At 69.5% G+C, this 20,271-nt stretch carries 18 protein-coding genes; 15 read left to right on the forward strand and 3 right to left on the reverse strand.

Annotation, left to right across the window (positions count from 1 at the left end; genetic code table 11):
• The first annotated feature begins 3 nt into the window (after positions 1-3).
• From AC6CH2_RS01195 to AC6CH2_RS01215, 5 genes are all read left to right on the forward strand, one after another.
• A complete protein-coding gene (locus AC6CH2_RS01195; RefSeq protein WP_498267586.1) occupies positions 4-1,581 on the forward strand; it encodes a transglycosylase SLT domain-containing protein in 1,578 nt (525 codons plus the stop codon).
• A 21-nt stretch (positions 1,582-1,602) separates the two neighbouring features.
• Entirely contained in the window at positions 1,603-2,817 is a 1,215-nt protein-coding gene (locus AC6CH2_RS01200; RefSeq protein ID WP_498267587.1) for a hypothetical protein, read from the forward strand.
• Entirely contained in the window at positions 2,814-3,503 is a 690-nt protein-coding gene (locus AC6CH2_RS01205; RefSeq protein ID WP_498267588.1) for a lysoplasmalogenase, read from the forward strand. Before AC6CH2_RS01200 ends, AC6CH2_RS01205 begins: the two co-directional genes overlap by 4 nt.
• A gap of 106 nt (positions 3,504-3,609) precedes the next feature.
• Positions 3,610-4,074: a hypothetical protein gene (locus tag AC6CH2_RS01210; RefSeq protein WP_498267589.1), complete on the forward strand. Its 465-nt coding sequence runs from the start codon at positions 3,610-3,612 to the stop codon at positions 4,072-4,074.
• 120 nt (positions 4,075-4,194) lie between these two features.
• Positions 4,195-5,052: a hypothetical protein gene (locus tag AC6CH2_RS01215; protein ID WP_498267590.1), complete on the forward strand. Its 858-nt coding sequence runs from the start codon at positions 4,195-4,197 to the stop codon at positions 5,050-5,052.
• Between the two features lie 164 nt (positions 5,053-5,216).
• Here the strand turns inward: AC6CH2_RS01215 and AC6CH2_RS01220 are convergent, their stop codons facing one another.
• Genes AC6CH2_RS01220 through AC6CH2_RS01230 form a run of 3 tightly spaced genes read right to left on the reverse strand, consistent with a single transcriptional unit; the run spans position 5,217 to position 7,751 of the window.
• Positions 5,217-6,221 carry a hypothetical protein gene (locus AC6CH2_RS01220; protein ID WP_498267591.1) on the reverse strand — a complete coding sequence of 335 codons (1,005 nt, stop codon included), beginning with the start codon at positions 6,219-6,221 and terminating at the stop codon, positions 5,217-5,219.
• 37 nt (positions 6,222-6,258) lie between these two features.
• Positions 6,259-7,107 (reverse strand): archaetidylserine decarboxylase, encoded by an 849-nt coding sequence (gene asd / locus AC6CH2_RS01225; RefSeq protein WP_498267592.1) that lies wholly within the window; start codon positions 7,105-7,107, stop codon positions 6,259-6,261.
• Complete coding sequence (locus tag AC6CH2_RS01230) at positions 7,104-7,751, reverse strand: SCO family protein (protein WP_498267593.1); 648 nt, start codon at positions 7,749-7,751, stop codon at positions 7,104-7,106. Before AC6CH2_RS01230 ends, asd begins: the two co-directional genes overlap by 4 nt.
• 415 nt (positions 7,752-8,166) lie before the next feature.
• Between AC6CH2_RS01230 and prmB the strand changes: the two genes are divergently transcribed.
• The 10 genes from prmB (at position 8,167) to accD (ending at position 20,165) form a co-directional block, all read left to right on the forward strand.
• Positions 8,167-9,096: a 50S ribosomal protein L3 N(5)-glutamine methyltransferase gene (gene prmB / locus AC6CH2_RS01235; RefSeq protein WP_498267594.1), complete on the forward strand. Its 930-nt coding sequence runs from the start codon at positions 8,167-8,169 to the stop codon at positions 9,094-9,096.
• 623 nt (positions 9,097-9,719) lie between these two features.
• Entirely contained in the window at positions 9,720-10,835 is a 1,116-nt protein-coding gene (gene aroC / locus AC6CH2_RS01240) for a chorismate synthase (RefSeq protein ID WP_498267595.1), read from the forward strand.
• The gene (locus AC6CH2_RS01245) at positions 10,822-11,868 is read left to right on the forward strand and encodes a 2-hydroxyacid dehydrogenase (RefSeq protein ID WP_498267596.1); all 1,047 of its coding nucleotides are present in this window, start codon (positions 10,822-10,824) and stop codon (positions 11,866-11,868) included. The genes aroC and AC6CH2_RS01245 overlap by 14 nt, the downstream gene beginning before the upstream one ends.
• Before the next feature lie 103 nt (positions 11,869-11,971).
• Positions 11,972-12,994 carry an aspartate-semialdehyde dehydrogenase gene (locus tag AC6CH2_RS01250; protein ID WP_498267597.1) on the forward strand — a complete coding sequence of 341 codons (1,023 nt, stop codon included), beginning with the start codon at positions 11,972-11,974 and terminating at the stop codon, positions 12,992-12,994.
• Positions 12,995-13,304: 310 nt separating this feature from the next.
• Positions 13,305-15,305, forward strand: coding sequence for a motility hub landmark protein FimV (locus tag AC6CH2_RS01255; RefSeq protein ID WP_498267598.1), 2,001 nt, complete (start codon positions 13,305-13,307; stop codon positions 15,303-15,305).
• Positions 15,306-15,407: 102 nt separating this feature from the next.
• Entirely contained in the window at positions 15,408-16,202 is a 795-nt protein-coding gene (gene truA / locus AC6CH2_RS01260) for a tRNA pseudouridine(38-40) synthase TruA (RefSeq protein ID WP_498268183.1), read from the forward strand.
• The gene (locus AC6CH2_RS01265) at positions 16,199-16,867 is read left to right on the forward strand and encodes a phosphoribosylanthranilate isomerase (protein ID WP_435395763.1); all 669 of its coding nucleotides are present in this window, start codon (positions 16,199-16,201) and stop codon (positions 16,865-16,867) included. The genes truA and AC6CH2_RS01265 overlap by 4 nt, the downstream gene beginning before the upstream one ends.
• Positions 16,868-17,019: 152 nt before the next feature.
• Positions 17,020-18,234, forward strand: a complete 1,215-nt coding sequence (gene trpB, locus AC6CH2_RS01270) for a tryptophan synthase subunit beta (RefSeq protein ID WP_498267599.1) — start codon at positions 17,020-17,022, stop codon at positions 18,232-18,234.
• A 123-nt stretch (positions 18,235-18,357) separates the two neighbouring features.
• A complete protein-coding gene (gene trpA / locus AC6CH2_RS01275) occupies positions 18,358-19,158 on the forward strand; it encodes a tryptophan synthase subunit alpha (RefSeq protein WP_498267600.1) in 801 nt (266 codons plus the stop codon).
• Positions 19,159-19,274: 116 nt separating this feature from the next.
• Positions 19,275-20,165, forward strand: coding sequence for an acetyl-CoA carboxylase, carboxyltransferase subunit beta (gene accD, locus AC6CH2_RS01280; RefSeq protein WP_498267601.1), 891 nt, complete (start codon positions 19,275-19,277; stop codon positions 20,163-20,165).
• Positions 20,166-20,271 lie beyond the last annotated feature (106 nt).

A 20,271-nucleotide genomic window follows, 5' to 3' on the forward strand; every position in this document is an offset into this window, starting at 1 on the left:
CACATGCCTGCTTCCCTCCGCATCCCCGGCGCGCTCGCGCCGCTCGCCGCCGCGCTCGCGCTGTCCTGTCTTTCGCCCGATGCGGCCGCGCTGTCCAAGCGCGACCAGGCCGCCGTCGATGCCCTGACCCAGCGCATGCAGTCCGGCGAGACCCGTTATCAGTCGGCCCTGGTCAAGATCCGCAACGCCGACCCGGCCGGCCGTCGCGAGAGCGATGCCGCGCTGGAGGACATGGAGGACGTGATCGCGGCCTGCATCAAGCAGAAGGGCTGCCAGCTCAGCACGATGCTCGCCGGCTACAAGCGCCTGCTCAAGGCCAACGCCGACGCCTCGGTCGCGGCCGGCGAGGATGACGTCGACGAGGGCGGCACGCTCGACAGCGAAGGGCTCGGCGCCGACGTGCCGCAAGCCGCGCGCGCCGCCGCGCTGCTCAGCGACGACGGCCAGCGCTTCGTCAAGATGGTCCAGTACAACCCGGCGGTGCAGGCCGGCATCCGCCGCTGGCTCACCGACATGCGCGGCTCGCTGATCCAGACCCACGAAAACTACCAGTACATGCGCCAGATGATGTGGCCGCAGTTCGAGCGCGCCGGCCTGCCGGAAGCGTTGCTGTTCGGGATCATGGCCAAGGAATCCAACGGCAAGGTCCACGTGACCTCGCGCGCAGGCGCCGCCGGCCCGTTGCAGTTCATGTTCGCCACCGGCAAGCGTTTCGGCCTCGGCGACGACGGCAGCGGCTTCGACACCCGCTACGATCCGCGCGCCTCCTCCGAGGCCGCCGCTTCGTACTTGAACGAACGCCTGGGCCAGCTCAACAACAGCATCGAGATGTCGTTGGCGGCCTACAACGGCGGCGAAGGCCGCGCGCTGCGCATCAACAACGCCAGCGGCGGGCGCAATTTCTGGGACGAGTCGGTCTACAACCAGTTCCCGGCCGAAACCCGCGACTACGTGCCGATGGTGATCGCGGCGGCCTGGCTGTACCTGCATCCGCGCGAATACGGCCTGCGCTTTCCGAAGATCGACGCCAAGCCGGCGTCGCTACGCCTGAGCAAGGCCAGCTCGATCTACGAGCTGACCATCTGCCTGGGCAACGGCGGCACCCGCGAGGGCTACATGCGCGCGCTGCGCAACCTCAACCCGCGCTACCAGCCCAGCAGCTACCTGGCCGCCGGCACCAGCCTCAACGCCACGGTCAAGATGGTCGGCCTGTACAACCGCTGGTGTACCCAGGGCAAGCGCGCCGAACTCGCCCACACCCTGGTGATGAGCGACGCCAGCAACGCCATCGTCCGCACCGGCCCGCTGACGGTGTTGCCGTCGTCCAACGGCGCCGTCGACGGCACCGTGCCGACCACGATCGCCGCCGGCGAGCTGGCCGGGCTGGCGACGCCGAAGCCGGCGCCGAAAAAGCCGGCCACCCCGCGCGACTACCGCGTGCAGCGCGGCGAGACCCTGACCGACGTCGCCCGCAAGTTCCAGTGCGACACCAAGCAGCTCGCCAAGGCCAACGGCATCAAGGCTCCGCGCTACCTAATCAAGCCGGGCCAGAGGCTCAAGCTCAACGGCTGCGGGCCGTAATACGGGTAGAGAAGCGAACGCATGGACGCGCCCGCCGACGATGCTCCACCGACCCAGGCCGCCGCGGCCGCCTGGGATTTGTCGCCGCGTTGGCAGCAGTTCTTCGGTCGACTTGGCCTTCTGTCCAGCGCAGTTGCGACGGGCGCGGTTGCCTTGTCGATCCTCGGGGCCGGGTCCCAGTTCGATATCGGGGTGACGATCAGCCTGTCCCTTGCGATGGTGCTGATCGCGCCAGTCGCACTGCTGGCGCATGAGGGCGGTCACTGGCTGGGCGCTCGCTGGGCGGGCATGGCCGTCGCGGGCATCGCTCTATGGTCGCTGGAGGCGGTGCCGTACAGGCACGGTTTGCGGGTTCGATGGCGCCAGCGCGACAAGGCCAGGGGCGTGGGTGGCTATGTCCTGGCCTTTCCGGACCCGAAACGCGATTTGCGCCGCAGTTTGATCGCGCACGCCCTAGGCGGGCCGCTCGCGAATCTGCTGGTCGCCGCACTCAGCCTCTCGGTATCGGTCTGCCTGGAACGATCGGTCGTTAGAACGGCGTGGGAGCTGGGCGCTTTGCTCAATTTTTCCATGGCGGTGGGCAACCTGTTTCCGCGCATGTTCGGCAGCTTTGCCAGCGATGGTCTACTGTGGCTGCGAGCTTTGCGCAACAGTGCCGATCGGATCCCCAGGAGCGCGTTCTCGATAATAGGCGGCCGACTATTGCACGGCGAATCGATCGACGATTTGCCCCTTGAATTGCTGGAGCGCTTGGCTGCGGAGCCCGAACCGATGCCGCTCTATCACGATTGGCTGATGTTGAAACGCTCGCTGGATGTTCGCGACCTTGATAGGGCCGCGGAACTCTTCGAGAAAATGCGGGCCCGCTTCGGGAGTTACGATCCATCGAAGCAGAAGGCGATGGCGGACTTGATGGCCTTGGCCGGCGCGGAGTGGCTGTTTTTCCATGCTTGGGGCGTGGGCGATCCCGCGGTGCTCGATGCGTTCGACGCGAACGACCCCGCGTTTTGGTATGCGCCATATGTGGCGCCGCGCCTGCGGGCCTTGGCTGCCGCCTTGCGCGGCGACCGCGAGGAAGCCCGCAAGCAACTGGCCTTGTCGCACGGGCACGCCGAAGGGGCGATCGACCCTTCGCTGCGCGCGCGAGAGGCGCGTCTGCGCCGAGAGATCGAAGCCTTGATCGACAGCGATCGTGTTTCGGCTCGCGAGGATCATGAAACAGTGATGCCGGCATGAACAGGCGCATCGCAACGACCTCGTCTTCGCGTCGAGACCCGTGGCTCGCAGCGATCGCGCTGTCGGCGCTGCTGGCGATCGCCGGCAGTTATCTGTCGCCCTGGCTGCACTATCTATTCAAGCCGCTGACCACGTTGTTGATCGTGGCGATGCTGTTGCGTTGCGGCGGCGAGGCGGAGCCCGACGCCGATGCCGGCCCTGCGTATCGGCGCGCGATCCTGATCGGCCTGCTGCTGTCGACCCTGGGCGACGTGTTTTTGATGTTGCCGGGCGACTGGTTCGTGTTCGGGCTCGGCAGTTTTCTCTGCGCGCATATCGCTTATCTGGTGGGCCTGACCCGGCGCGCGCCCTGGTTCGCGGCGCTGTGGCCGGTTCCGGCCTATGCCGCGCTCGCCGCGGCGGTGCTGGCGGTGTTGTGGCCTCATCTGCCGGGCGCGTTGCGGGCGCCGGTGATCGCCTATGTGATCGTGCTCGCGGCGATGGCGGCGCAAGCCGCTGCGGTGTGGCGCCATCGCGCCAGCCGGGCGACTGCGCTGGCGGCCGCGGGCGGTGCCTTCTTCGTCGCCTCCGATGCGACCCTGGCGATCGACCGCTTCGCCGCGCCGTTCGCGGCTGCCCCGGCGGGGGTGTTGGCGACCTACTGGATCGCCCAGGCGCTGATCGCCCTGTCGGTGCGGCGCGGCTGACCGCGCCTTGGTCGTGTCGCGCCGGACCGGACCTGGAGCCGGGAATCGGTTTACTCAAGCCGGGGCGCGGGCTAAATCGCTGCGCATAGCCCGTACGGAGTCCGTCGTGCTTACAGGATGTAACCGCGCCGCCGCGGCCTGGCTGACCTTGTCGTTGTGTTCCTGCGCGTCGGCCGGGGTGCGTTTCGACGGCCAATGGAGCTACCAGCAGAGCTGCGGCTGGAACCACACCGCCAACCTGGACCTCGCCGGGTCCGGCGGGTCCTACACCGGCAGCTGGGACGACGGCGCCCGGGTCGGCGGCGACAGCGGCAAGCTCAAGGGCGAGCTGCGCGAAGACAAGCTGTACCTGCAGTTCTGCAGCGACACCGGTACGCCGGCTTGTCCGAGCTATGGCGAGGCTTCGGCTTATCTCGTGCGCGATAAGGCGACGGTGGTCTGGTATCGGAAGTCCGGCAGCGACTATCGGCCGTATCTGACCTTGCACGAGGCCAAGGCCGGGCAGAAGGTGCCGACCGACGACCAGTGCCCCGACGACGAACCCAAAGACGACGAACCCGGAGACAACTGAGCCGCGGGCCATCGAGTCCGAACAGACAGCGAAGCCGCGGGCGCTCCGGCTCGCGACGCAGCAAAGAGGCTAGACCATGAACCAACCGCACAAGACGCCGCGGCGACGCCGCCGCGCGTCATGACCGACGACGAACGCCGCGCGATCGCTTATTTCGCCATCGGCGTCGGCTCCGAGGGCAGCATCGGCGGCCGCGACGTCTCCAATCACCTGTCCTTCGCCGGCAACACCGTCAACGGCGTGATGCAGCCGGTCGGCAACAGCGGCTATTCGATCGGCACCTTGCAGACCGACCTCGGCCAGCATCCCGAAGTGGTGCCGTCGCTGGTCGACGCCTATCAGGATTGGGCCCGCGCCAACCGTCCCGACCGCGTGCTCAGCGCAGCCGAGCGCACCCAGGCCATCGCCGACCTCGGCCGCAACGGCAACACCATCACCGCCCAGGGCGGGCGCGCGATGGACGCGCGCATCGAAGGCAACCTCAACGAATTCCTGCGCTCCGATGCCGGCGTCGCCCACATCCATAACCGCGACGTCGCCCAGGCCAACGAACTGGTCGCCGGCGTCATGGCCCAGGTCAGCCAGACCGCGCTGTACCGCACTGCCACGCCCGACGACCAAGTGCGCCTGACCACGATGGCGGCCAAGGTCGAGAACCAGAGCGGCACTCGCTGGACCCCGGCCTTGCTGCGCGAGATGAACAACGGCGCCCCGGCCCTGATCCACGCGCTCGACAGGGCGGCGCCTATGCCTATGGCCGTCCGCAGCAGGAAGGCGAGGGCCGGGCCGGGCGCCCGACCGCCGGCCTGTACGCGTCCGGCAACGATTTCGTGGCCTGGAACCGCGACGGCAGCGGCCATTCCAATATCGGCGGGGTCTGGGCCGACGTCGATCGCAACGACCCGGCCAGCCTGCGCGCGCACATGCCGACCGCCGAGGCGACCGGTACCCCGGTGCAGGATTCGCAGCAGCGCCTGAGCCAGCTCGGCCCGCAACGGGCGGCGCTGCACGAACAGCATCGGCAAAAACAGCAGCAGACACTGCCGCCGCACGCGCGTGGCATGTAAGCCGGCAAGCCCGGCGCGCCGCCGTCGCTCGAGGCGACGGGACGCGCTTGCCGTGGCGCGCTTGCCTGAGCGCGGCTACTGCGGCGTCGTTTCGGGTCCGGCTTCGGGCGCGGCTTTCGCGTCCGGGGCGACCGCTCCGCGGGCCTTGTCCCACAGCCCGCCGGCGACCTCGCGCGCCTTGCCGGCGCCGTGCTTGACCGTGTCGTTCAAGGGCTTCCAGGCCTGTTCCTCGGCGAAACGCGTGGTCGTGCTGAGCACCTCCGGGCCTTGGTCCTTGACCGCTTCCCAGGTCAGCACCGCGATCAGGCGCGGCATGAAGGCGAAGGAGTCGACGTCGCCGCCCTTGGCTTCGACCTTGGCGATGAAGCGGGCGAGCTCCCGGCGTACCGGTTCGGGCGCGCTCGGGTCCCGGCTCATCCGCTTCAGCGTGACCAGGCCGTCGCGGGTACGGCCTTCCTGGAACGCCAGGCCGGCGCGCGGCAGCTCGCTCATCCACGGCTGCTTCAACAACTGGCCGAGCGCATCGATATGCACCTGGGCGCGGTCCCAGCGTTTTTCGCTCACCGCCAGATACGTCAGCGCGGCATGCAGGGTGATGACGTGCGCGACCGGCGGTTGCTCGGCGCCCGGGCTTTGCGGGGCCGCCCACACCTTGTCGCTCTCGGCCTGGGCCAGTTGCGGCCATTCCAGGCGCTGGAACACCACCGAGCGCAGCGAGGTCGCGGCGACGCGATCGAACGCGCCGCAGCCGCGCGCCTCGACGATGTCGCTTTCGGCCAGCGCGATCGTGCTCTTGTCGGCGACCAGCGCGCCGTAGGCGAGCAGCACGTGCATCGCGCAGTAGTCGGCGTCGTCGAATTCGACCGGCGGCTGCTTGCCGCTCCATTCCATGCCCTTGCGATAGGCGCCGATCGCGCCGGGCAGGCCGTGGTCGGACAACTGCCGGTACTGGGTATAGGCGAGGCTGTCGCGCAGTTCGAGCAGTTGCTCGTTCTCGCTTCTGTCGCTGCAGGCGGCGAGGGCGGCGATCAGCAACAGGCAGGCCGCCCGGCGCAGCGCCGGGCGATGACGGGACGACATGGTTCCCCTCCTTGGGTGGTGGTCGGTAGACGGCGTATCAGTCGTTGCGGCGGGCCAGGGCCTCGCCCAGGCGCACCGCGGTTTCCGCACCCAGGCCGTCGGCCAGGGCGGCGACGCCCGGCGGCAACAGCACGATCACGGTCGAGCCGTAGTTGAAACGCGCCATCTCGGCGAAACGTTCGAGCGAGATGCCCTTGCCGCGGTAGTCCTTGTGCTGGATGCGGTCGCCGTAGCGCGGAATCTCGACCCCGCTCCAGACCGTTTCCACGCCCGAGACCAGCAAGGCGCCGACCATGACCATCGCCATCGGCCCGAAGTCGGTGTCGAAGTGGCAGACCAGGCGTTCGTTGCGCGCGAACAGCCGCGGCACGTTGCGCACCGCGTCCGGGCCGACGCTGAACAAGCGGCCCGGCACGTGTACGGTTTCGCGCAGGGTGCCGGCCCAGGGCATGTGCACGCGGTGATAGTCCTTCGGCGACAGATACACCGTGGCGAACACGCCGTCGTGGAACGGCGCGGCCGCCGCTTCGTCGCCGCCGAGCAGTTCGGCCGCGGTGAAGGACTGGCCCTTGGCCTGGAAGATCTCGCCGGCGCGGATCGGGCCGCACTGGCTGATGCGGCCGTCGGCCGGCATCAGCAGGACGCGCGGATCGGGATCGGGCACGCGCGCGCCGGGCTTGAGCTCGCGGGTGAAGAAGGCGTTGAAGGTCGGATAGGCCTGCGCGTCGGACTCGGCGGCTTCGCCGAGGTTCACGCCGAACTTGCGCGTGACCGTGTCGATCAGCCACTGCTTGACGCGCGGGTTGTCGGAGTAAGCCAGCGCGCGCGCGATCGAGGACAGCGCGCGGTGCGGCAGGGCATAGGTCAGAGTGGTGACGAGACTCACGGGGTCTTGGCTTCGGTCAGTGCGGCGAGGTCGGCGGCGATGGCGTTCGGATCCAGCGGCGGTCGGATCAGGCCGGCCATGCGGCCCTGCGGATCGAGCACGGCCATGCTGGCGCTGTGGTCCATCGAGTATTGGTCGGCGGGCGCGCCCTCGGGCGCCGGGACCTTGCCGAACACCATGCCGAGCGCCTTGGTGAAGGCCTCCAGCGCCGGGATGTCGGCGGTCGCGGCCAGGGTGTCCTTGTGGAAGCCGTGGGCGTATTCGCCGATGCGGTCGGGCGGGTCGCGCTCGGGGTCGACCGAGACGAACAGCACCCGCGGACGGGTCGATTCGGGGATCGAGTCCCACTGCTTCTGCGCCACCGACAGCTCCGCCAGGGTGGTCGGGCAGACGTCGGGGCAGTGGGTGAAACCGAGGAACACCAGGGTCCAGTGGCCCTTGAGTTCGCCGGGAATGAGCTGGGTGCCGTCGGACTGGCGCAGCGAGAACGCCGGCAGGGTGCGCGGCGGCTCGAACAGGCGCACCGCCTTGGTCTGCGGCCAGGGCGAGGGGCGGGCGCTGCCGAAGTACTGCTTGGACGCCCACAGGCCGGCCGCGGCGGCGAGCGCGGCGACCAGGACGATGGCGGTGGTGCGATTGAACATGGCGATTCCGTCGATTGCGCCCGGGGATGATACCGGGCGCGGGGGCGGGCTGGTTCGGTGGGACGGGCTGGGGGCTCAGGAACCAGGTGCGCAGAAACCAGGAACTAGTGGTGAGGAGTGGGGAGTAAAAAAGCTTGGAAGCGAGGGGTGATGGGTGAGGAGCAGATCCCCTGGCTTTTTCACAGGGGGCGTCTCCGGGTCGGTTTCGTCGGGCTTGGGGAGGGCCAGGCATGGACACGCGCTCGGTTCCCCGGCAAACCCTCCTCCGAACCCCGAACCCCGAACCCGAATCCCGAATCCCGAATCCCGAATCCCGAATCCCGAATCCCGAATCCCGAGTCCCGAGTCCCGAGTCCCGAGCAGAGTCCCGAGCCCACCCGCTATACTGCGCGCCTTGTTTTGCCCTGGACCCGCCGTGCCCGCTTCCGCCTCTTTCGAACAGCTGACCCTCGTCGACCTGATCCGCTACGGCGCCAGCCGCTTCGGCGCGGCCGGGCTGACCTTCGGCCACAGCTACGACAATGCGCTGGACGAGGCCACCCAACTGGTCCTGCACGCGCTGCACCTGCCGCACGACCTGAGCCCGGTGTACGGCGCCGGCCGCGTGACCAGCGAAGAAAAGGCCAAGGTGCTGGAACTGTTCGAGCGTCGCGTCAACGAACGCATCCCGGCCGCTTACCTGACCGGCGAGGCCTGGTTCGCCGGGCTGAGCTTCAAGAGCGACCGCCGCGCCCTGGTGCCGCGTTCGCCGATCGCCGAACTGATCGAGTCGGGCTTCGAGCCCTGGCTCGGCGGCCGCGAGGTCGAGCGCGCGCTCGACCTGTGCACCGGTTCGGGCTGCATCGCCATCGCCACCGGGCATTACCACCCCGGTTGGCAGGTGATCGGCGCCGACATCAACGACGAAGCGCTGTCGCTGGCCGCCGAAAACAAGGCGCGCCTGCACGCCGACAACGTCGAGCTGCGCAAGTCCGACCTGTTCGAGGGACTGAAGGGCGAGGTCTTCGATCTGATCGTGACCAATCCGCCTTACGTCACCAACGACGAGACCGACGCGCTGCCGAAGGAATATTCCTACGAGCCCGAGCTCGGCCTGCGCGCCGGCGACGACGGCCTCGACCTGGCACTGAAAATCCTGCGCGATGCGCCCGATCACCTCAGCGAGCACGGTCTGCTGATCTGCGAAGTCGGCGAAGCCGAGCGCGCCCTGGTCGAACTGCTGCCGCAACTGCCGCTGGCCTGGGTCGAGTTCAAGGTCGGCCAAATGGGCATCTTCGTGGCCGAGCGCCACGACCTCGTCGAACACCACGACGAAATCAAACGACTCGCCGACGCGCGCGGCTGAGCGTGCGTCGGCGGCCGGTGGCGGGCGACGCGCGACGCGTGCCCGCAGCGCCTGAGCGCTGATCCAGTACGCGCCAGGCGCCAGACCGACCGGAATCCGCAAGCGCCCCGCGGCGTCTGCGTTCGTTTGCGCAACCTCGCCGATACCCCGGCGTAGGGCCGTCGGCCCCGCCATCGCATCGCGGCTGCGCCCATCGTTGCAGCGGAAACCAGCGTCGTCGGCTATGGTGGACGACGTAGGTCGCGTCGGCAGTTCGCACGGGATCGGTGTCTGCGGCACATCAGCCTCAGGATGGGTTTTTCCTCACATTCGGGGAAATTCGAGATGAGGCCGATGGCGCAGGCGATGCGGGTCGCGGTCGCAGGACGGCGCGGTCGGCCGGCATAGAATCCGCTGTCCTCGATTGCCGTCGCCTTGCGACTCGCCAAGCCGTGCGTCACCGCTGCGTCATACCATCGGCGTAGGCAGGTGGCTTGCGTTCGGCGCGCACCGCGATGGCGTCGACGCAGGACATACCCCTGCCGCCGCGCACCGGCGCGGGCGCCTCGCGCAAGCGACGCCCGCACCGGCTCCGCGCAACCCCCACGCCGGGCCGAGACCGGCACGCATCAGGACTTCGATCAGTGGCCAGCAACAGCTTCGGAAAGCTTTTCACGGTGACGACCTTCGGCGAGAGCCACGGTCCGGCGATCGGCTGCGTGATCGACGGCTGCCCTCCGGGCCTGGAGATCGCGCCGGAGGAATTCCGCCGCGACCTCGACCGCCGCGCCACCGGGCGCACCCGCCACACTTCGCAGCGCCACGAAAGCGACGACATCGAAATCCTCAGCGGCGTCTATCAGGGCCGCACCACCGGCACGCCGATCGCCCTGCTGATCCGCAACACCGACGCGCGCAGCAAGGACTACGGCTCGATCGCCGAACAGTTCCGTCCCGGCCACGCCGACTACAGCTATTGGCAGAAGTACGGCCTGCGCGATCCGCGAGGCGGCGGGCGTTCCTCGGCGCGCGAAACCACCATGCGCGTGGCCGCCGGGGTGATCGCCAAGAAGTGGCTGGCCGAGCGGTACGGGGTCAGCGTGCGCGGTTTCATGTCGCAGATCGGCGAGATCGTGCCCAAGGCCTACGACCTGTCGGCGGTGGAAGAGAACCCGTTCTTCTGGCCCGCCGCCGATCAGGTCGGCGAGCTGGAGACCTACATGGACGCGTTGCGCAAGTCCGGCGACTCGGTCGGTGCGCGCGTCGACGTGGTCGCCGACGGCCTGCCGCCGGGCTGGGGCGAGCCGATCTACGGCAAGCTCGACGGCGATCTGGCCGCGGCCCTGATGAGCATCAACGCGGTCAAGGGCGTGGAGATCGGCGACGGTTTCGCGGTCGTGGCGTCCAAGGGCAGCGAGCATCGCGACCGGCTCTCGCGCGCCGGCTTCGCCAGCAATCATGCCGGCGGCATTCTCGGCGGCATCAGCACCGGCCAGCAACTGCGCTGCTCGACCGCGTTCAAGCCGACCTCCAGCCTGCGTCTGCCGGTGCGCAGCGTCGACATCCACGGCAACGAAGTCGAAGTGATCACCACCGGCCGTCACGACCCCTGCGTCGGCATCCGCGCCACCCCGATCTGCGAGGCCATGGTCGCGCTGGTGCTGATCGACCAGGCCCTGCGTCACCGCGCCCAGTGCGGCGATGTCGGCGTGGTCAGCCCGCGCATTCCGGCCCAACTGGAGCTCGATGCCGATGCCTGAGCGGCCGCGGGTCTGGGTGTCGCAACCGCTGTTCGACGACGTCGTCGCGCGCTTGGGCGAGCATTTCGAGGTCGTCGCGACCGCGCAGGTGACCCAGCACGGTCCCGAGGCGATCGCCGCGGCGCTGCGAAACGTCGACGGCGCTCTGGTCACCCTCAACGATCCGATCGGGGCGGCCCAGGTCGCCGGCGCCGGCCGGCTGCGCGCCATCGCCAACGTCGCGGTGGGCTACAACAACCTCGACCTGCCGGCGCTGACCGCCGCCGGCGTGCTGGTCACCAATACGCCGGACGTGCTGACCGAGACTACCGCCGACTTCGGCTGGGCGCTGATGATGGCCGCCGCGCGCCGGATCGGCGAGGCCGAGCGTTGGCTGCGCGAAGGCCATTGGCGGCAGTGGAACTTCGATTCGCTGCTCGGCGGCGACGTGCACGGCACGACCCTGAGCATTCTCGGCATGGGCCGGATCGGCCAGGCCATCGCTCGCCGCGCCGCCGGCTTCCGCATGCGCGTGCTGTACCACAACCGCAGCCGCCTGCCGGAAGCGGTCGAGCGCGAGTCGGCCGCGGCCTACGTCGGCTTCGAGGATCTGCTGGCGCGCGCCGATCACCTGATTCTGGTGCTGCCGTACTCGCCGCAGGCCCATCATCTGGTCGATGCCGGGGCGCTGGCGCGGATGCAGCCGCACGCGACCCTGACCAACATCGCCCGCGGCGGCATCGTCGACGAGGATGCGCTGGCCGATGCGCTCGAACAGGGGCGCCTGGCCGCAGCCGGCCTGGACGTGTTCGAGGGCGAGCCGGCGCTCAACCCGCGCCTGCTCGCGTTGCGCAACGTGGTGCTGACCCCGCACATCGCCAGCGGCAGCCTCGCCACCCGCCGCGCCATGGTCGCGCTGGCGGTGGACAATCTGATCGCCGCGCTGGGCCATGGCCCCGATGCCGGCCGCCCGCCGTCGCCGCTGAACGCCGCGCAGCTCGCCGAGCGCGCCGGCGCCGGCGGCCGCACAATGGGCGCACAGGGCGGACGATGAAGGCGCCTCCCCCGATTCTTCTTCCGGCGCTCGCGCGCCGATCCGAGCAACACCCGCCGGAAATGGGTCCGGCGGCTCCCACAAGTCAGGTAAACAGGAACAGATGAACGCCAAGACGTCCTGCAATGTCGCTGTCGTCGGTGCCACCGGCGCAGTCGGTGAAACCATGCTGAAGGTGCTGGCCGAGCGCAAATTCCCGATCGGTCAGCTGCATGTGTTGGCGAGCGAACGCTCGGCGGGCGAGAAAATCCAGTTCGACGGTAAAACCATCGTGGTCCAGGACCTGGCGAAATTCGATCCGAGCGGCGTCGACATCGCGCTGTTCTCGGCCGGCGGTTCGGTGTCCAAGGAATACGCGCCGAAGTTCGCGGCGGCCGGCGCGGTGGTGATCGACAACTCGTCCGCGTTCCGTTACCAGGACGACGTGCCGCTGGTGGTCAGCGAGGTCAATCCGGAAGCGGCCAAGCGCCGCCCGCTCGGCATCATCGCCAATCCGAACTGCTCGACCATGCAGTTGATGGTCGCGTTGGCGCCGATCCACCGCAAGGCCAAGCTCGAACGCATCAACATCGCCACCTACCAGTCGGTGTCGGGCACCGGCAAGCGGGCGATGGAAGAGCTGGGCAAGCAGACCGCGGCGCTGCTGAACTTCCAGGAAGCCAAGGCCGAGGTCTACCCGGTGCAGATCGCCTTCAACGTGATCCCGCACGGCGGCGACTTCACCGACAACGGCTACACCACCGAGGAGATGAAGCTGGTCTGGGAGACCCGCAAGATCCTCGGCGACGACAGCATCGGCGTGAACGCGACGGTGGTGCGGGTGCCGGTGTTCTACGGCCACTCCGAGGCGGTGCACATCGAGACCCGCGACAAGCTCGCTGCCGCCGACGCGCGCGCGCTGCTCGAACAGGCCCCGGGGCTGGTCGTGGTCGACGACCCGGTCGGCGGCGGATACCCGACGCCGGTCACGCACGCCTCGGGACGCGATCCGGTGTTCGTCGGACGCATCCGCGACGACATCTCGCATCCGCGCGGCCTGTCGCTGTGGGTGGTGTCCGACAACATCCGCAAGGGCGCGGCGACCAATGCCGTGCAACTGGCGGAACTGGTCTGGAACGAAGCCTGAGCGAGATATCGAGGTGAGGTGCGGATCGGGCCCTGCGGGGCCCGGTTCGTTTGCGCAGCCGGCACGCGCATCGGCACGGGCGGCGGACGCAGCGCCGGTTATCGGCCAGGCCGCTGGCATTGACCCGCCGATGTGGTGCACTCTGCACGGATACGGGTCGACGGCGATGCGCCAGGCATCGGGCCGACTCGGTTCAGGCGACAGGATGTCGAGTCGAACGCCGAATCGAGGGTCCATCTTCACCGTTGCGTTGCGCATTCCGCCCGCCGACCGCTAGAGTCGCCGCCTGACCAGGGTAATGGGATCGTCTGTGAGATCAGGTTTCGCACGCACCGCGTTGGCTCTCGCGTTGGCCTTGGCCAGTGGAGCGGCTGGCGCGCTCGGTCTGGGACAGATCGAGGTCAAATCGCGCGCGGGCCAGCCGTTGCTGGCGGAAATTCCGGTCATTTCCAGCGACAGCGACGAGCTGGCGCAGTTGCGCGCCGGCCTGGCCTCGCCGGAAACCTTCCAGCGCATCGGTCTGGAGCCGCCGCAGGGCATCGTCACCGACCTGCGTTTCGTGCTCGCGCTCGACCAGGCCGGCAAGCCGGTGATCCGGGTCACCAGCACCCAGCCGGTGAACCAGCCGCTGCTGACCTTCCTGATCGAAGTCGATTGGGGGCAGGGCCGGCTGACCCGCGAGTATTCGGCCTTGCTGGATGCGCCGCGCACCGTATCGGCGCCGATGCAGCCGCCGATCCAGGCCCCGACCGGCGCCGCCGCCAACACCATCGAGCGCCCGCTCGATGCGCCGCTGCCGTTCGGCGCGCAGCCGCAGGCGACCGATCCGCTGGCGGTGGAGAACCAACTCGACCGCTACGACCCGGGCAGCGCCATCGCCGCCGCGCCGCAGCCGGCGCCCGAACCCATCCCGGTCGAGCCCGACCCGGTGCCGCAGGCCGAGCCGGCCAACGCCGGCCGCATCCCGCAGGCGCCGCGCGAGCCGCGTCCGGTCGCGGCCGCGCCGAGCGTCGGCGCCGACGGCGACATCACCGTCGAGCGCGGCCAGACCCTGTCGGCGATCGCCGCGAGCGTGGCCGGCGAGAACACGCTCAACCAGACCATGATCGCGTTGCTGCGGGCCAATCCCGAGGCCTTCATCGGCGGCAACATCAACCGCCTCAGGCAGGGCGCGGTGCTGCGCCTGCCGCCGGGCAACCAGCTCGACGCGATCGATCCGCGCGAAGCCAGCGAACTGGTGCGGGTGCAGGTCCAGCAATGGCGCCAGGCCCGCCAGCCGGTGCCGCAGCCGATCAGCCTGGAGTCCGATGCGGTCGCGAAGGCGCCGGTGGCTCCGGCCGCGCAGGGCGGCGCGGCTTCGCGCGGCAACGACGCGCGTCTTGAAATCGTCCCGCCGGGGGCCAGCCAAGCCACCCAGGCGGGCGCACAGTCCGGCATCAGCGCCGGAGGCGAGGGCAGCATGGTTCGACAGGAGATTCAGCAGGCCAACGAGGTCATCGCTGCGCGCGACGCCGAACTGGCCGACCTCAAGAGCCGGGTCGCCGAGCTGGAGCAGTTGCAGGCGCAGCAGCAAAAGCTCATCGCGATGAAGGACAGCGAGCTGGCCGCGAGCCAGCAACGCCTGGCCGAGAACCAGGCCCGTAGCGAAGGCGGCTCGCCGCTGCCATGGGTGTTCGGCAGCCTCGGCGTGCTGGCCTTGCTGATCGGCGGTTGGGTGTTGAGCCGTCGCGAACCCAAGAAGCCGAGTTTCCGCGCGCCGGCCACGACGGCCGATGCGCCGGTCCGCGGCGGCAGCCAGGAGCGTGCCGCGGCCGATGCCGGCCCGGGCGCCGGCGCCGCGGCCGATTCGCTGCGCCGCCGTCCCGAGTCCGCCGCGGTGGTCGACCCGGTTGCGCAACTGCTCGGCGAACCCGAGGCCGAGCGTGCCGCCGGCGCCGAACCGATCGCCGCGCCGTTCTGGACCGCGCCCAAGGCCGAGGCGCGTTCGCGCGCCAAGGTGCCGACCTGGCACGCGGCCGATGTCGGTACCGCGCCGGCCCCGGGCGCCGCCGCCGTTGCTGCGCCGCAGGCCGAGCCTGCACCGACGCCGGTGCAGGCCCCGGTCCCGGCGCCGGTGTTCGATCCGCCCGGCGGCGACGCCCAGGCGGCGACCGCGCCGGGCCAGGAGCGCATCGAACTGGCCCGGGCCTATCTCGACCTCGGCGACGAAAGCAGCGCCCGCCAGCTGCTCGGCGAGGTGCTGATCAACGGCGACCACGCGGCCCGCCAGCAGGCCGCGCGCCTTCTGCGCGAACTCGAATCCCAGAGTTGAGTTGAGCCGCGCCAGCGCGCGGCCGAATCAGGCATGACCGAAGTTTTCGAGACCCTGGCTGCTTCCTCCACCGAGGCGGCTCCCTCCGCAGTGGCGGCCCCGCTGAGCCGTTACGCCCTGGGCGTGGAGTACGACGGCGGCGAATTCTCCGGCTGGCAGCGCCTGGTGCGCCCGGGCGAGCCGGACCTGCGCGGCGAGGCCACGGTGCAGAGCACGCTCGAGGAGGCGCTGTCGTTCGTCGCCGGCGGCCGAGTCGAGGTGACCTGCGCCGGGCGCACCGACGCCGGCGTCCACGCCTCCTGCCAGGTCGTCCACTTCGACAGCAGCGCCCGGCGCGACTTGCGCGGCTGGGTCCTCGGCACCACCTCGCGCCTGCCGCCGTCGGTGTGCGTGCGCTGGTGCGTGCCGGTCGCGGCGGATTTCCACGCCCGTTTCTCGGCCCGGGCGCGCCGCTACCGCTACCGGATCCTCAACCGCCCGGTGCGGCCGGCCCTGGAGCGCCAGTACCTGACCTGGGAACGCCGCCCGCTCGATGCCGGGGCCATGCACCGCGCCGCCCAGGCCCTGCTGGGCGAGAACGACTTCTCGGCGTTCCGCACCGTGCATTGCCAGGCCCCGCATGCCCGCCGCGACCTGCAGTACATCGGCGTGCGCCGCGACGGCGAGGTGGTCGAGATGGAAGTCCAGGCCAACGCCTTTCTTCACCATATGGTGCGCAATATTGTCGGAAGCTTATTGCTCGTGGGCCGGGGCGAACGACCGGAGGCATGGATCGGGGAACTGCTGGCCGGACGCGACCGTACCGTCGCCGGCCCGACCGCGCCGTCTTCGGGGCTGGTGTTCGTCGGCCCGCGTTATCCCGCCGACTGCCAGCTCCCTGCCGAGGTTACGTTTTGAGCCAGCCAACACCCCGCACCCTGTTCCGCACCCGCATCAAGTTCTGCGGCTTCACCCGCCCGGGCGATGTCCGCCTGGCCTGCGAGCTCGGCGCCGACGCCATCGGCTTCGTGTTCGCCGCCGGCAGCATCCGCCGCGTCGCCGCCGAGGAGGCGCGCGCCATGCGCCAGGCCCTGGCGCCCCTGGTCGATGCGGTCGCCTTGTTCATGGACAATCCGGTCGACGAGGTGCGCGAAGTGGTGCGCCAGGTCCGGCCGAGCCTGCTGCAGTTCCACGGCAACGAAGACGATGCGTTCTGTCGCGCCTTCGGCGTGCCGTATCTGAAAGCGATCGCGATGGGCGGCGAACTCGCCGACCAGCATCCTTCGGCCCTGCACGTGCGTTATCCGGGCGCGGCCGGCTTCCTGTTCGACAGCCATGCCCGCGGCGGCAGCGGCGGCAGCGGCAAGACCTTCGACTGGACCCGGATTCCGGTCGGCGTGCAGAAGCCGTTCGTGCTCGCCGGCGGCATCACCCCGGACAACGTGTTCGAGGCGATCCAGGCGACCTTGCCCTGGGGCGTGGACGTGTCCAGCGGCATCGAAAGCGCGCCCGGGCTCAAGGACGGCGACAAGATGCGCCACTTCGTCGAAGAAGTGCGCCGCGCCGACTGCCACGCCGGCTGAGGCCCCGCGCAAGGCCGCAGGCCGGTGCTTGCGGCCCGCGCCGCCATTCTGCGATCACCTCGTGCGTACGGTGATCGCCTCGATGCCCTAAACTCACGGTTCCCGTCGCCCCCGCGGCGATGTCCGCCCCGATGCAGAACGCGCCCGAGCCGATGTCCGCAGACCCCATCGATTTCCACGCCTATCCGGACGCCTCCGGTCACTTCGGCCGCTTCGGCGGCCGCTTCGTCGCCGAGACCCTGATCGCGCCGCTCGAAGAGCTGGCCGCGGCCTACGACGCGGCCCGCATCGATCCGGCCTTCATCGCCGAATTCGAGCGCGACCTGGCCCATTACGTCGGCCGACCGAGCCCGATCTACCACGCGCAGCGCCTCAGCGACGAAGTCGGCGGCGCGCAGATCCTGCTCAAGCGCGAAGACCTCAACCACACCGGCGCGCACAAGATCAACAACACCATCGGCCAGGCCCTGTTGGCCAGCCGCATGGGCAAGACCCGCATCATCGCCGAGACCGGCGCCGGCCAGCACGGCGTCGCCAGCGCCACCGTGGCCGCGCGCCTGGGCCTGGAATGCGTGGTCTACATGGGCGCGACCGACATCGAGCGGCAGAAGATCAACGTCTATCGCATGAAGCTGCTCGGCGCGACCGTGGTGCCGGTGACCAGCGGCTCGCAGACCCTCAAGGACGCGCTCAACGAAGCGATGCGCGACTGGGTCACCAACGTACGCGACACCTTCTACATCATCGGCACCGTGGCCGGGCCGGACCCGTACCCGCGCATGGTCCGCGACTTCAACGCGGTGGTCGGGCGCGAGGCGAGGGCGCAGATGATGGCCGAATACGGCCGCCTGCCCGATGCGATCACCGCCTGCGTCGGCGGCGGCAGCAATGCGATCGGCCTGTTCCATGCCTTCCTCAACGACTCCTCGGTGCGCATCGTCGGCGCCGAAGCGGCCGGCGACGGCATCGACACCGGCCGTCATGCCGCCTCGCTCGCGGCCGGGCGTCCCGGCGTGCTGCACGGCAACCGCACCTACGTGTTGTGCGACGACGACGGCCAGATCATCGAGACCCATTCGGTATCGGCCGGCCTCGACTACCCCGGCGTCGGCCCCGAACACGCCTTCCTCAAGGATGCCGGCCGCGCCGAATACGTCGGCGTGACCGACGACGAAGCGCTCGACGCCTTCCGCACTCTGGCACGCACCGAAGGCATCCTGGCCGCGCTGGAATCCAGCCATGCGATCGCCCAGGCGATCAAGCTCGCGCGCTCGATGCCGAAGGACCAGGTCGTGCTGTGCAACCTGTCCGGCCGCGGCGACAAGGACGTGCATACGATCGCCGGGCGCGAGGGGCTGCATTTTTGAAGCGAGGAGTGAGTGTGGAGGAGTGAGGAATGAGCGAAAGGCCAGTGCATTGCCATCGCCTCGAATCACCCCCGCGCTTTTGAACCGCTCACTTCACATTCCTCACTTCTCACTCCTGTCCTTATGAATCGCATCGACGCCAAGTTCCAACAACTGCAGGCCGCCGGACGCAAGGCGCTGATCCCGTTCGTCACCGCCGGCGATCCTTCGCTGGAGGCGACGGTGCCGGTGATGCACGCGCTGGTCGAGGCCGGCGCCGACGTGCTGGAGCTCGGGGTGCCGTTCTCCGATCCGATGGCCGACGGCCCGACCATCCAGCGCAGCTCCGAGCGCGCGATCGCGCGCGGCGCCGGCCTGAGCTGGGTGCTGGAAGCGGTGCGCGAGTTCCGCGTCCGCGACGCCGACACCCCGGTGGTGTTGATGGGCTATCTGAACCCGATCGAGATCCGCGGCAACGCGCGCTTCGCCCGCGACGCGGTCGCGGCCGGCGTCGACGGGGTGTTGCTGGTCGACCTGCCGCCGGAAGAGGCCGGGGACCTGCGCGCGGCCTTCAACGAGACCGGCCTGGCCCTGATCCTGCTGGCCTCGCCGACCACCACCGACGCGCGTCTGGCGCTGCTCTGCGACGACGCCCAGGGTTACCTGTACTACGTCAGCTTCGCCGGCGTGACCGGCGCCGACCGCCTCGACACCGGCGCCGCCAAAGATCGCCTGCACACCATCCGCGCCCGCAGCCGGGTGCCGGTGGTGGCCGGTTTCGGCATCAAGGACGCCGCCAGCGCCGCCGCCATGGCCCGCGAGGCCGACGGGGTGGTGGTCGGCAGCGCCCTGGTGGCCGAGCTCGCCGAGGCCGCCGATGCGCAGGCCGCGGCCGCGGCCGCGCGGGGCTTTCTGACGCCGCTGCGACAGGCCCTGGACGGCTGAGCCTCGGACCGTATGGTTCGCTGCGTTAAACTGACCCGCTAGGCTGGCGGCGGCGGTGGCCTCACCCTCGTCACTCCGGTCCTTTATTTAGCTGCCTGAACAGAAGGTTCCATCGTATGTCGTGGCTCAAGAAACTCATGCCGTCCGGCATCCGCACCGAATCCGGTGCGGCGAAACGACGCAGCGTGCCCGAGGGGTTGTGGGAAAAGTGCGAGCGCTGCGGCGCGGTGCTGTACCGCCCCGAGCTCGAGGAAAACCTCGAGGTCTGCCCGAAGTGCAGTTTCCACATGCCGATCCGCGCCCGCGCGCGCCTAAACGCGCTGTTCGACGCCGGCAGCACCGTCGAAATCGGCGCCGGGCTCGGCCCGACCGACGTGCTCAAGTTCAAGGACCAGAAAAAGTACTCCGAGCGCATCAAGGCCGCGCAGAAAGCCACCGGCGAACGCGATGCGCTGATCACCATGCGCGGCACGCTCAAGCAGCGGCCGCTGGTGGCGTGTTCGTTCGACTTTGCCTTCATGGGCGGCTCGATGGGTTCGGTGGTCGGCGAGCGCTTCGCCCTTGGCGCCGAATCCGCGCTCGAGATCGGCAGCCCGTTCGTGTGCTTCTCCGCCAGCGGCGGCGCGCGCATGCAGGAAAGCCTGTTCTCGCTGATGCAGATGGCCAAGACCTCGGCCGCGCTCGGCCGCCTGCGCGCGGCCGGCCTGCCGTACATCTCGGTGATGACCCATCCGACCACCGGCGGCGTGTCGGCCTCGTTCGCGATGCTCGGCGACATCAACATGGCCGAGCCCGAAGCGCTGATCGGCTTCGCCGGTCCGCGCGTGATCGAACAGACCGTGCGCGAAAAATTGCCCGAAGGTTTCCAGCGCAGCGAGTTCCTGGTCGAGCACGGCGCGGTCGACCAGATTTGCGACCGTCGCGAAATGCGTGATCGTCTCGCCCATCTTTTGGCGATGATGATGAAACAATCTCAACCCGAAGACGACGCCGAGGCAGCGGCTTGATCGCAGCGGTGCGACCGCTCGGTCATCGCGGGACGTTCGACACCGTTCCGACGAATCTGCACACGACGGCGGGCTGGATGGCCTGGGGGCGCCGATCGTCGGCGAT

The sequence above is a fragment of the Lysobacter sp. GQ73 genome (assembly GCF_059758755.1).